10 protein-coding genes and 1 pseudogene are annotated in these 13,388 nt (G+C 48.2%); 4 read left to right on the top strand and 7 right to left on the bottom strand.

Translation table 11 applies throughout. From position 1 onward, the window contains the following. Position 1: 1 nt before the first annotated feature. Both C1N64_RS11160 and C1N64_RS11155 read left to right on the top strand, forming a co-directional pair. Positions 2–1,075, top strand: coding sequence for a MupA/Atu3671 family FMN-dependent luciferase-like monooxygenase (locus C1N64_RS11160; RefSeq protein WP_394514803.1), 1,074 nt, complete (start codon positions 2–4; stop codon positions 1,073–1,075). Beyond that, positions 1,072–1,728: a DUF2807 domain-containing protein gene (locus C1N64_RS11155; RefSeq protein ID WP_263758385.1), complete on the top strand. Its 657-nt coding sequence runs from the start codon at positions 1,072–1,074 to the stop codon at positions 1,726–1,728. Before C1N64_RS11160 ends, C1N64_RS11155 begins: the two co-directional genes overlap by 4 nt. A gap of 22 nt (positions 1,729–1,750) precedes the next feature. On the opposite strand, the gene C1N64_RS11150 is transcribed toward C1N64_RS11155, so the two are convergent. The 6 genes from C1N64_RS11150 to C1N64_RS11125 are packed head-to-tail and all read right to left on the bottom strand — an operon-like array spanning position 1,751 to position 9,602. Then, positions 1,751–2,413: a 4'-phosphopantetheinyl transferase family protein gene (locus C1N64_RS11150; protein ID WP_394514802.1), complete on the bottom strand. Its 663-nt coding sequence runs from the start codon at positions 2,411–2,413 to the stop codon at positions 1,751–1,753. After that, on the bottom strand, positions 2,388–3,701 hold the full coding sequence (locus C1N64_RS11145) for a sensor histidine kinase (protein ID WP_263758389.1): 1,314 nt from the start codon (positions 3,699–3,701) through the stop codon (positions 2,388–2,390). The genes C1N64_RS11150 and C1N64_RS11145 overlap by 26 nt, the downstream gene beginning before the upstream one ends. Beyond that, positions 3,694–5,103 carry a sigma-54-dependent transcriptional regulator gene (locus C1N64_RS11140; RefSeq protein ID WP_394514801.1) on the bottom strand — a complete coding sequence of 470 codons (1,410 nt, stop codon included), beginning with the start codon at positions 5,101–5,103 and terminating at the stop codon, positions 3,694–3,696. Before C1N64_RS11140 ends, C1N64_RS11145 begins: the two co-directional genes overlap by 8 nt. Before the next feature lie 47 nt (positions 5,104–5,150). Continuing rightward, the gene (locus C1N64_RS11135) at positions 5,151–7,580 is read right to left on the bottom strand and encodes an ADOP family duplicated permease (protein ID WP_263758393.1); all 2,430 of its coding nucleotides are present in this window, start codon (positions 7,578–7,580) and stop codon (positions 5,151–5,153) included. Position 7,581: 1 nt separating this feature from the next. Then, the gene (locus tag C1N64_RS11130; RefSeq protein ID WP_209502252.1) at positions 7,582–8,298 is read right to left on the bottom strand and encodes an ABC transporter ATP-binding protein; all 717 of its coding nucleotides are present in this window, start codon (positions 8,296–8,298) and stop codon (positions 7,582–7,584) included. Positions 8,299–8,351: 53 nt separating this feature from the next. Further along, a complete protein-coding gene (locus tag C1N64_RS11125; protein ID WP_263758395.1) occupies positions 8,352–9,602 on the bottom strand; it encodes an efflux RND transporter periplasmic adaptor subunit in 1,251 nt (416 codons plus the stop codon). 425 nt (positions 9,603–10,027) lie between these two features. Between C1N64_RS11125 and C1N64_RS11120 the strand changes: the two genes are divergently transcribed. After that, positions 10,028–10,573: a helix-turn-helix domain-containing protein gene (locus tag C1N64_RS11120; RefSeq protein ID WP_263758397.1), complete on the top strand. Its 546-nt coding sequence runs from the start codon at positions 10,028–10,030 to the stop codon at positions 10,571–10,573. 182 nt (positions 10,574–10,755) lie between these two features. On the opposite strand, the pseudogene radC reads toward C1N64_RS11120, so the two are convergent. Beyond that, positions 10,756–11,127, bottom strand: a pseudogene (gene radC / locus C1N64_RS11115) (DNA repair protein RadC); the annotation flags it as partial. A 165-nt stretch (positions 11,128–11,292) separates the two neighbouring features. Between radC and C1N64_RS11110 the strand changes: the two are divergent. After that, complete coding sequence (locus C1N64_RS11110) at positions 11,293–13,350, top strand: UvrD-helicase domain-containing protein (RefSeq protein WP_394514800.1); 2,058 nt, start codon at positions 11,293–11,295, stop codon at positions 13,348–13,350. The last annotated feature ends 38 nt before the right edge of the window (positions 13,351–13,388 follow it).

The raw sequence follows: 13,388 nt of genomic DNA, 5'->3' as shown, positions 1-13,388 counted from the left end.
CATGACCCCGATAACGTCCGCTATACCTGATTTGAGTCTGTTTTTCTTTTCAAACGTGACGAAAGGAACATCAGCATCGCAGTATCAGCAGCTTATCAGTATGGCGCAGCAGGCTGACGAACTGAATTTTCATGCCATCTGGACGCCTGAGCGACACTTCAACGCCTTTGGTGGCATGTTTCCCAGCCCGTCAGTACTGAGTTCGGCGCTGGCTGTTTTAACCCGCCGCATTGCAATACGTGCAGGTAGCGTCGTCCTGCCCCTTCACGACCCACTGCGTGTGGCTGAAGAGTGGGCGCTGGTGGACAATCTTTCTGAAGGCAGAGTCGGTGTTGCTTTTGCCGCTGGCTGGCAGAGGAATGATTTTGTGTTGAATGCAGCGAATTATAAAAACCGCCATCAGAGTTTGTTCCGTTCGCTGGAGCAGGTGAAGTCACTCTGGCGCGGTGATCACCTCTTGCGGCATGAATTATCTCTTCCGGGCAGCCCGGAGCCGGTTGAAGTTCACTCATGGCCAGCACCGCTTCAGGCGAACATCCCCGTATGGATCACCGCTGGCAGCAACCCTGATATGTTCGACGAAGCAGGAAAACGGGGCTGCCATGTGCTGACACACCTGATCAATCAGACATGGGAGCAGTTGGATATCAACTGCACCCGTTATCGCCAGGCACGTATCGATGCGGGCTTCGCGCCCAAAACCGGAAAAGTTACGCTGATGATGCATACCCAGGCGGGTCCTGAGAAAGCAGCGATGCTGGATGAACTACGACCAGCTCTGCATCAGTATTTATCTGCATTTATGCAGCTTTCCAACAATCTCAGTCAACCTTCCTCCCCGCAGACAGGCGAAACTCATAAACGGCAGGTGTACACACTGAAATGGGGTGTTGAAAAATATCTTACTCAGTATGGCCTGTTTGGTTCGGCAGCCGAGTGCCGACAGCAACTTATCGCGCTGAAGCAAAGAGGCATTGATGAGATCGCCTGCCTGGTTGATTTCGGCATGACTGAAGAGAGTGTCAGAACAACGATTGCCACTCTGGCATCACTGATAAATAAGGAAATATCATGAAAAACACGACTGCCGGAATGACATTCCTGGCCCTGATTTTCTGCGGAACCGCTCAGGCCGCAGAAAAAAACATCCCGGTTGAAGCATTCACTGCGGTAAGCGCGCAGCAAGGGATAAACCTGACGATAAAATGTGCCTCTGCTCCCGCGCTGGTTGTCTCGGGTTCTCAGGATACGCTGAGTAAATTCCAGGTCACTAACCAGAGCGGTAATCTGCTGTTAAATAACAGAGCGGCCGAGGACGATCGTTTTGTGTCAAATACGCTGAATATTACTCTCTATACCAGCCAGCCGCTGACGGCCTTGTCCGGAAAAGCTGGCGTGAAAATCGATGCAGAGGCATGCTCAGTCAGCCCTGCACAGCTCAGTGTCAAAGGAAGTATGGGCACAGACATTCGCGCTGCAGGCAAAACAGATGAATTGCAACTTGAGCTGGCGATGGGCGGCAGTTTTAACCGCAAGCCCGCAGACTTTTCCGCAAAATCGGCTACGGTGCGGTTGAGTATGGGTGCCGAAACAGCACTGTGTCATATCCCACGCATTACCGGCACGCTTGCAGCCGGAGCGCGGATGTCGGTCAGTCCCTCTGCGAATGTAGATACCGGTTCAGTTGGCACGTTTGCCAGTGAGGTCTCCACCTCTGATTGTGCTTAATGATGGGCACCGGCCTCACATCTCACCGCTGAAAAATAATCCGCCAGCGTAACGGCGGGTTTTTCAGCGCGCTGCCTGCAACGCAGGCAAGAGAGTAACAACGATCGTCCTGCAGAGTCTGATAGTGTGCCACTCCAATCGCCGCGCCTTCACGCCCACAGATTCTTGCCCTCCCTTCCTCACCGGGTAACACGTAAAAAGATGAGAGGGGTTGAGCCAGACCCGCTCCGGACATTTTGATCCAGGCCTCTTTAAGGCTCCAGAGAGTAGTGAAGTGCATCAGATGATCATCCGTCTGCGCCTCCAGCCATGCGCGTTCAGCAGGATGAAAAAAACGGTCTGCTACTCTTCGTTTAATCTCAGCGTTCCCCGTGACATGCTCAATATCCACGCCGACCGGATACTGGCTGCTCATCGCTACCGCAGCCAGCGTGCTACTGTGAGATAAATTAAAATGCAGCCATGCATGAGTTGGCAGCCAGGGCTTACCGGTCGGGGTTCTGGCAAGCTGTAACTCTTCATGCGGGATCTGCAGCGTGTCAGCAAGGGTAGCGCGTAGCCAGCCCTGTATCGCATCACGCCTTAACGGGCCGTCCGGCGTGTGTTCAAACGAACGAACTAGACAATACGCCTGTCCGGATTCGGGTCCGGGCAATACTTTATCGTTGCAGGCTAATGGTGGCATGGCATCCCGGCATCCCGTCGCGATTTTTTAACGTTAAGTAGCCATCGTGCTGTTCAGCAATCTGGCGGCACAATATCAATCCTATTCCACTGCCTGCTGACTTGGTTGTATAGAAAGGAACAAAGAGATTGTCCGGATTGCTCAACCCGACCCCGCTGTCCAGGAGAGAGATCAGAACCCGGTCATTTTGCGCCTGCCAGGTCAGGGTAATCGCGCCCGGATTCTCCCCCATCGCCTCATCGGCATTTTTGACCAGATTAATCAGCAGTTGATAAATTTGCCCCCGATCGATTCTGGCCATCAGGGATTCTGGCCCATCGAGCTCAAACTTACGGTGCATAAAGAGTAAAGGCAGTTCTTTAATCAGCCCGGCCAGATCCTCTTCCACCCGGTTAGACGGGGCCAGTTTGTTCAGCTGCTGATAACTGTTGATGAAGGTAATTAGCTCTTTTGCTCTGCGGTTAATCAAATCGACGCCCTCCACAAAGCCCTCGGGGGCCTGCGCGGCATGGGTGCGGTAATGCTGTTGCAGCATCTGGCTTATGGAGGCGATAGGACTCAGCGAGTTATTGATTTCATGACTGATTACGCGCAGCAGATTCTGCCAAGCCTTTTTTTCCTCATGTCGCAGTAACTCATCCACGTCATTGATGAATAAAAGCACGTTTTTTTTGCCATCCACGATATAGGTATCGCTGTTCACCTTATAACGACCGGGCCGGCCATTACGACTGAACTCAACAGGATGGCCGGTATTGGCATTTTTCAACAGCCAGCCTGACTGCCACTGCTCGCCGTCCTCACCGATCAGCGATTCGATGGGACGCTCCAGCATTCGTGCGGCGGCATCATTACACCAGATGACCCGATGCTGACTGTCGAGAGCGAAAATGGAAATGCTGATATTAGAGAGCACTTTCTGTAACAGGAAATCCATTTCACGCTGCTGCTGACGATGACGTGATAGCTGCATGGCAATAGCGTTGATCTGACTGATTACGCCGTCAAAGATGTCCCGTCCCTGGGTGCTTCCCCGCAGGCTGAAATCTTCCTGTTCCACCGCCTCGAGCAGATTTGAGATCACATTGACTTTATTATTCAGTTGCAGAAAAAAGTGGTAGCCAAAATAGAGTGACGTTACCGCTAAAATCAGAACAGTTAATATTTTGAGGTAAGTAGACTGCGACGGAAATCCCCAGAGAAGCAGGTAGGCCAGTATTCCCCCCAGCGGAGAGAGGCTGCACAGAATGAAATACCGTAACCTGAAGGTGTCGAAAAGTTTACTCATGACTTATTTTTAGCTTGTCCAGTCTGCGATAAAAAGCACTGCGGCTCAGGCCAAGCGAGTCTGCGGCTTTAATCGCATTTCCCTCATATTGATGCAGGCGTTTCAGCAACAGTGATTTTTCTACTTCCGCCAGGGTCATTGAGTCAGCGGACTCGCCTTCAGTCACGGGTTCAACGCGCCGCGGCTCCATCCCCACATTTCCAGGCAGACAGAGATCCTCAATGTCGATCCGGTTATTCCTGCAGAGAAGGACGGCCCGTTCAATGAGGTGGCTTAGTTCACGAATATTACCCGGCCAGGTGTAGTCATGCAGCCCCTGAATGGCCGGGCGGGATAACTGCGTCACGGGTTTATTGTACTTTCGTGCAAAGCGCATCAGAAAGCGCTCTGCCAGAATCTCAATGTCCTCCTGCCTGTCCCGCAGTGCTGGCAGATGTAACTGAATAACATTAAGTCGGTACAGTAAATCCTGGCGGAAAGCGCCGTTAGCCACCGCTTTTTCCAGATCGGCATTGGTTGCTGCAATTATCCTGCAATTCGTTTTTTGCGTACGGGAGGAGCCGACACGCTCAAACTGCCGCTCTTCGAGAACACGCAGCAATTTCACCTGCTGTGACAACGGCAGGTTGCCAATCTCATCCAGAAACAGGGTGCCTTTGTCTGCCAGCTCAAAACGTCCGATGCGGTTTTCGCGCGCATCGGTGAACGCGCCTTTCACGTGGCCAAACATTTCACTCTCAAACAGATGTTCGTTAATGCAGCCGGTATTGACCTCAACCAAGCTATTGTCTTTGCGGGACGAGAGATGGTGAATATGGCGCGCAAGCAAACTTTTGCCCGTGCCATTTTCGCCCAGAATAAGAATGCTGGTATCCGTTCCCGAGACAGCCTGAACCATGTTCAGCAGCTGTTGCATGGAACGGGACTGAACCACCCACTCACTGTCCATGTCATCATCGCGAGCACGTTTCAGGAGTTTATTCTCTTCCCGTAAACAGTTTCCTGAACGTCTTGCACGACTGAGTTCGATTTGCTGCTGAACAATGCTCAGCAAACGTTCATTATCCCAGGGTTTTTGAATGAAGTCTGCTGCGCCGGCACGCATCGCGTTGACGATAATATCCACACTGCCCCACCCGGTCATGGCCACAGCAGGCAGACAGTCGTCAAACTTTTTCAGCTCATCAAGGAGCTGCAGCCCCTCTTTGCCTGAAGTCGTATCATTCTGGAAGTTCATATCCATCAGCACCAGGTCAAACGGCTTGCTGGTGAGATGCCGCATCAGCTGGCTGGCCTGCGTTTCAAGGGTCACATCATAGCCTTCCATACGCAGCAATAATTCAAGGCTGCTTAAAATTCCGGTATCGTCATCAATGATGAGGATTCGTTTTTTTTCATCCATAAAAAGACTCAGCTCAGCAAACCATGCCGGAACGGCATGGAGAAGATTTATTCATGTCTGATCGCTTCTGACGGTGACAAACGTGTCGCCCGACGAGAGGGAAACCAGACCGCGACCGCAACCACCAGCGAGATGGTTAATGCTACACCTGCAAACAGCAACATAAAACCTGTGCTGCCATCACCCAGAATACGGATCAGTTTCGGTGCGGTAAACAGTGCCAGTGGCAGACCAATGATCAGTCCGGCCAGTAGCTGTTTTCCGCCCTGAAGCATCAGCATTTTCATGAGCATACTCTCTGTCGCTCCCATCGCCATGCGGACACCAATTTCCTGCACGCGCTGGTTGATAACATTACGCATCACCGCGTAAATGCCCGTTGCGGCGAGTATCGTTGCGATCAGGCCAAACAGCATGAACAGGCTGGCAATGAAATGCAGTCCGGCTGTGTTCCGCGCCAGGCGCTGGTCCAGGGTCTGAATCTGGCTGACGGAAAGATTACTGTCAATCTGTCTGACGGCGTTGATCAGCGCAGGCCCCGACAACGCCGGATTTCTGGCGTGCAGCAGGACATTCACTGATGGTGCTGTCTGCTGTTGCAGGGAGCGATAAACGGTAGCGCGATGCCGGAAGGTGCTGAAAGGACGACCATGGATAACGTCAGGAACGACCCCTATCACACTGTACCAGCGCGGATCCTCCGCATTGCGAAGACGCAGTCGCTTGCCGATCACATCTTTTTCACCCGGCCAGTACTGACTTACAAAAGACTGACTGACAACAACGACCGGCTGTGAATCGCTGTCATCACTGAACGCAAACTCGCGTCCTGTCACCGCTTTGATCCCCATACCAGAAAGACTGCCCGGCATCACCTGAACATCATTAACCAGCGGATAGGCCCACTTATCGCGGCTGTTAACAGTTGAACTATCCACATCCACCTGCTGTGGAACAGTAAACTGCCCGACGGTACTGGTTGTGATTGCCGAGCGATCGCTTCCCGGAATCGTATTCAGGACATTCTGCAGTTTCTGGTAAAACAGGACTTGGCTTTTTTCATCAGGATACTGGTTGGCGTTAAGGTGAATCTGCCCCGTCAGGTAATCCTGCGTATTTACACCGTAATCCGCACGCGTAGCCTGATAAACCAGCACACCTAACAGGGCACTGATACAAAGTATCGAACAGGATAAGCCCACTTCGAATGTCACCAAGATGCGGGAAATCCGACCCGCACTGCGGCTTTGCGCACCACGGGTTCCGTCACGCAGCACATCGTTGAAGTTGCCATGAGTAATTTTCCAGGCTGGCAGTGCACTTGTCGTCACCACTGTCAGGATGACCAGAGCCAGCGCCTGAAGGATCATTCCGCTGTCCAGACTCAGATGCCACCAGAAAGGGATCTTGTTAGGGACGAAGCCGGGCAGGAGGCGATTAGTCATTTCCAGTCCCCAGGCGGCCAGCAGAACAGCAATAACCCCGGAAAGAAGACAGATGAACAGACTTTCCCACATCATCTGCATCACCAATCTGGCTGCCGGCGAACCAAGCGCCACCCGAATGGCAATTTCTTTGGCGCGCTCCGTGGTACGGGCAAGCAGGAGATTGCCGACATTACAACAGGCTAGAACAAGCACGAATCCCACAGCGACCAGCATGACGACGAAAATTGTCACCGTCTCTTCGCCCATGAAGTTTTCCTGGAAAGTCAGTACCTGTGCTGACAGCCCCTTATTGGTTTCAGGATAGCGGTTCGCCAGACTTTGCATCACTGCATTCAGATCCGCATTTGCGGCACTGGCCGAAACGCCAGGTTTCAGACGGGCATAGACGGAAATCTCCGGGGCATCCTTACGGGTCAAAAACTGTGACGGATTCAGCTGCGAGGGAAGCCAGAGATCCTGAAAAAATGGAAAGGCAAATTCTTTCGGCATGATACCGACGATGCGTGTCCTGACACTGTTAATCAGTATGCTGCGGTTAATCACTGACGGGCTTCCGGCAAAATAATTTTGCCACAGTGCGTAACTGATCACCGCGACCGGTTCAGCACCGGGCTCGGTATCGCCCTGGCTGAACGCCCTGCCCTGGAGAGGCTGCACGCCCGTATAGGAGAACATATCGTCAGTACTGCGCGTCGCCATGTATGAAACGGCTTTATTGCCATCGCTGATATCTGCACGCTCACCGTAAAAGTAGCTCACATTCTCCAGCGCGGTGCTGTGCGCTTTGATTTCGGCGTAATCAAGATAATTAAGCCCGGAGTCGCTCAGGCTTGCGCCATTTACAACGGGGTTGAGTAACACCATATTCTCGCCATGCGTATACGGCAGAGGTGAAAACATAAACGTATTGATCACCGACACCATATACAGCGTCAGCGCAAGACCGCACGACATAATTAACACGGTCATGGCAGAAAAAGCGGGGCTTTTTAGTAACAGTCGCAAAGCATATCGGATATCAAATAGCATCTTATGCTTCCCTGATCAGCGTGAGTTCATGGTTATGTAAACCATCGGCGACAACCTGACCATCAGAAAGAATGATACTGCGCTGAGCGCGTTCAGCAGAGCGCGGGTCATGCGTCACTATACAGATGGTTGCGCCCTCTCTGTGCAGATTGTCCAGAATATCCATTACCGCTTCGGCATTTTTTGAATCTAGGTTACCTGTCGGTTCGTCCGCCAGCAGGACGGAGGGAGAGCCGACAATTGCCCGCGCGACTGCAACGCGCTGCTGCTGACCGCCTGACAGCTGCGAAGGATAATGGCGCGCCCGGTGCGACATATGAACCTTCGCCAGCGCATCACTTACCCGGCTTTGTCTTTCTGCTTTACTCATCTCTTTACGGTAGGTCAGCGGCAGCGCCACATTTTCTTCAATGGTCAGATCGCTAATCAGATTAAATGACTGGAAAATAAAGCCAATGTCGCGATTACGCAAAGAGGCACGCTGCTGCTTAGTCATATTTTCGACATTATGTCCGGCCAGGGTATAGGTGCCGGAAGATGCGACGTCCAGTAAACCAAGAATGGAAAGAAGCGTTGATTTTCCGCATCCTGAAGGACCGGAAATGGCCACATATTCACCTTTAGACAGGGTAAAGCTGATTTTGCTTAACGCATGCGTTTCAATTTCATCCGTCAGAAAAATCTTGTTGATATTGTTGAGTTCTACCAAATTTTCCATTGTTTCGGTGTCCATAAATTGTCCTTTTATCGTTGCTGTCGGGTGTTGTGCATTCAGGGCGTGATTGCGATCTGATCAGCATCCTGCCAGGCAGAACTGTCGCTCAGAATAATTTTGTCGCCAGCGCGCAAGCCACTGGTGATCTGGATGAAATCAACTGAACCCTGACCAAAATCCACCTTCATTTTGGTGGCTGACTGCTCTTTTTCATCAAGCCTGTAGAGTGTGGAAGGCAGATTGTTTTGCGCATAAGGGGGTCTTTCCACAAACAGCGTTTGCGAAATTTTTGCCACGGCAATCAAGCCATCAACACTTAAATCGGGTCGGGCTTCCTGCGGCAGAGGCCCCTCAAACGTCACATCAACTTTGACCGTACCATTAACCACCGCCGGATCAACCCTCGATACCCGCCCCTGAAACGTGCTTCTTCCTGTGTTGATCATCACTGGCTGCCCCACCGCTAAATCCCGCGACTGCAACTCAGGGACTTTCAGTTCAGCGTAAAGGTCTTTTTCTTTGGCCAGCCGGGCAATGTTACTTCCCGTTATAATGCGCTGCCCGGCCTGCACGGCAACATCCTGCAATACACCATCAATCGGGGAGGTCACATTCAGGGACTGCATTTGCTCTTCGCTCAGGACGACCAAGGAGGCAGATTTCCTCAGGCGCATCAGATTGGCTTTGGTGTCAGCGTCAACACTCTGCTTTAGGGTAGCTAAACGTTTTTCTTCAAAATCAACCTGATGACGATTGAGCTCAGTCGCAATACGGGTCGTCTCATAATCCAGCATGGGTACGGCAGCGATGTACTTTTTCTGCGCTTTAAGCTTCATTTCAGAACCCGATAAACGAGACTTTGCATCCAGTAGCACAGCTTCCTGATTAAGAATTTTATTTTTTAGCTCCGCATTTCTGGCGTCAGTCTCTGCCTGAAGGGCATCATATTCCAGTTTGTTTTCCTGGTAATGTTGTTCAACCGTAGGATTACTCATCTTAACCAGCAACTGGCCTTTTTTAACCCGCGTGCCCGCTTTGTAGATGACCGCCTCGACCCGGGCATCAACGCTGGCTGAAACCCAATTAATGTCCTGTGGAAGCAATACACCATTCCCTCTGACATCCACCGAAAAATTGCCAAATTTCACCTCTGCTACGGAGAGGCTACTGAGCGGGACCTTATAAGGAGAAAACTTTACGTTATAAATCACAATTAACGTGGCGAAAACCAGCCCTCCGGAGATCCATTTAATCCCGTGCTTTCTGAACCACTGTTTATGACCTGGCTGTGTGATTGAAATATCCATTGTCTTACCCTGTGAAAATGCTGGTAAGACTCAAGCAAAGAGTGTGCCACAAAAAAAATTTAATTTTCTTTTTTTAAATCATCAGCTTGAAATAAGAGGGTTATTATCCTCCCACTCTGATTTCCTGTCCGTCTCATTAACGGAACGTCCCTTTCTGACAAAACAGCCGTTTAGCAGAACAGTTACACGCCTGAGACGTGCCAGACGGGCATTCCCACTAATGGGATTAATGACCAGCCCGCACGCTTCCTTCTTCCCACTTCCGGGAAACCCGCCTTCCCGAAACAGGGAAAGTTAATAAAAACCATAATAAACAGCATGTTATTTAGTTAACTTTTTTGGCACGTTGATTGCTAATTGAAACTATAAGCAGCACCCGAATAAATTCACGGTTCAACTTATCATCGGTAACATAAGGAGTGTGTATGTTAGAACACAGACTGACAGAAGCAGAAAAAGAGGGATTTAGCCGGAAAATAGTGGATGATCTTGAAAATCGGCATCTGGTCATTTATGGCAAACAAGCGAAAGCAGAAAAGGCACACTGCATCGTCAAAGTTATTGACTACATCATTGAAAATATCTCTGAAGACATTTTATTAGAAGATCTCGAACGCATCAGCGGCAAGACCCGCTTTGATATCTGCCGCGTCTTCAACCTGTTCTATGGCATCACGCCAATAAAATGGATGTGGAAGGTCAGACTCACCTTGGCAAAAGAATTTATCGATCTGGCACCCGACTGGTCTTTAACTGACATCAGCTGTGCCTGTGGCTTTACCTCGCTACCTCACTTTTCACGGAGCTTTAGTCTTGCCTATAAGCAGTCTCCCATGAAGTTTAAAAAAACAGCACGCGCAAGACTGAAAATGGATTATAAAAAAGATCATATGGAGTTTGACAGGATGTTTGGCGTTGACCGCAACAGTTTCTCGAAAAATGTACTGATTAATAATCTTCACCTGATATAAGCAAAAGGTACATCCCGATTGGATACCAGAGTGTCTATCGGGTTGTACTTTCAGGCGACGTCTACAGCAGATTAATCGTCATAAGTTAGTCTAAATTAAAATATATTCTACTACACAATAAGTTTCGTAAAATAGCATAGCTGGATTATTTTAACGTACATTAAACCAAGTAATTGCTTGCATCAGACCAGCCCTCGTTCAGCCATCGATACTGTTTCAGTGCCAGCAACGATAAAGTGATCTAACAACCGCACGTCCAGCATCTCCAGCAGCCCCTTTAGCTTTTTAGTCAAATTGATATCACTTCGGCTGGGTTCTGGCTCGCCGCTGGGGTGGTTGTGAACGAGAATAGCGGCGGCGGCGTTGTGTTTCAGCACAAGCTTGATCACTTCGCGGGGGTGAACGCTGACCGTATTCAATGTGCCCCTGAACAAAGTTTCCCGATGTAATAGCTGATTCTGGTTATTGAGTAGGATGATGCCAAACTCTTCATGTTCAAGCGGTGCCAACTCGACCATTACGCACCGTCTGACATCATCAGGACACGATAGCTTCTCTTAGTGATGAGGATGCTAATAATAGCGATATTTCTAAGTTGGCCCAAACAAAGGCAAAAAACGAGTTTGCAATCGAACTCAAAAAGAGGCTTCCAAACTATCTAATTGAGGCTATTCAATATGTAACAGAGCTAATTGAAGAAGATACTGAAGAGGTGCAGAATGCCGCAGTCGTTTGAAGGCTTCATTACGCATGACGACATTACCGAGATAGCCGAATCTGAAAAACTTATTCTACAGGATGATATTCGTATTTCAATTCTGAAAGCTATGCACTCTATTGATGTACAAGCGTGCCCAGGAAGTGGAAAAACAACATTAATTGCCACTAAGCTCATTCTTCTTGCTAAAAAGTGGAACTCTCCACACCGAGGGATATGCGTCCTATCTCATACCAATGTGGCTAAAGATGAGATCATTAGCCGCCTTGAATGCTCAACTTCAAAAGCTGCACAGCGTTTACTGAAATATCCTCATTTTATTGGGACCATTCAGGAGTTTGTACACCGCTTTTTAGCATTACCCTATATCAGATCTCGTGGTATTCAAGATATCACAGTAGACAATGACATATACGCTAAGCAAGCTATTAAACTGCTCGAATTAGCTCAATTTTCTTGGTTTAAAGGGACATTAAATGGATTAGGTAATACTATAGAACAAGAGGCTTTCTTCAGAGGTACATTTCGATATATTTCTCAGAATGGTGAAGAAATTAATCTTGATAAAAAACCCAGAAGCTGGAATCAAGATAATAATCTTCAGAGGGCTATACGCGACCTTGGCCGATTAAAAAATTATCTGGATGAACGAGGCGTTTTTCTTTTTCGTGATATGTATACGCACTCCGATAAAGCATGCACAAACAATCCTGAATTAGCTGAGGTCATTCGGGCAAGGTTTCCGTTTGTTTTAATTGATGAAATGCAGGATACACAAAAATTCCAAGATGAGCTTTTAAGTAAAGTCTTCCTGCATAATTCATCACTCATTGTTCAGCGTTTTGGCGATCCAGATCAATCTATTTTTAATAACATTGGAACAGAAGAGCCTAATCAAAGCTTTAACGGTAAGTTGCGAGACCAGATGGATTATGTAATTCATACATCTCATCGCTTTGATGGAGTTCAATCTAACAAAATCTGTAAGTTAAGTTTCAATGAAATCCCATTGGAAACGGAGTTAACAGAAGCAAATTTGTTAGATAGAGCACAAGCCCATACTACTCGAGATAGATTTTCCGATACTGTTATCATTTTCAATGACGATACTTGCGAAGAAGTCATTGAGCATTTTGCTCAAATTGTTTCAAATCAGTTTTCTGTAGAATATAAAAAAAATAAAAAATTCACGGTGAAAGTTGTTGGTGCAGTCGGAGCTAAAATAACATCCAATGAAGCACAGTTTAGAATAGGCCATTATTGGCCTGATTTTGATAAAACCAAAACAAAAAATCATTTCAAAGAAAATTTTTTTATAGAAGTTGTTCGCCGGTGCCAAGAAAATTCAACTATCGATTTGGCAGATAATTATAAACTCCTACTAACGTGTATTCTTAAGCTTATGCGAATGAGCAATAAGATGGATGACAATGAGAAATATTTTTCCAGTACAACATTACGAGAACATTTAATCAAAATAGGAAACTGGACTCGCTTTCGTAAAGGGTTATTTTATTTACTCACCGAGACTAAAGTGACAAAACAACAACATTGGGAAATTGCCTGCCGTACATTAATTTCCTTGCTAAGGTTAGAAAACATCCCCGCCGAGGCAACAGATTATATGGCATTTCATGAAGATACAAATCCAGATGAAGCCAGGCAGGCTGAACGCGCAAGCTCACTTACTCCCTTGAGAGTTAACACTCTAATCCATGAGGATGGCTTTCATATTGAGCTATCAACAATACATGCTGTTAAAGGCGAGACCCATGATGCAACGCTAGTCATTGAGACAAAAAATCACACATTCGATCTACAAACTATGTTGCCATATTTGACTGGAGAGCTACCCAACGTAGAGCATTCCAATGCCAGCCTACCAGATAAACCAAATTCACTTAGAGCATTCAAACCCAATAAAGTTTTTATGCGGCAGTTTTATGTCGCAATGAGTCGTCCGAAACATTTACTATGTCTAGCCCTTCACTCTGACCGAATATCTAGTGAACAAATTCAGTTGCTTCTGCAGCGTGGTTGGCAAGTAGACATCATCTAATCTATTGAAAATATACACATGGTTGAGTAGATGATTAT

The sequence above is a fragment of the Pantoea sp. SGAir0215 genome, assembly GCF_043543215.1.
The sequence above is the reverse complement of the archived record's forward strand: the minus strand, read 5'-3'. Positions and strand labels throughout refer to the sequence as shown.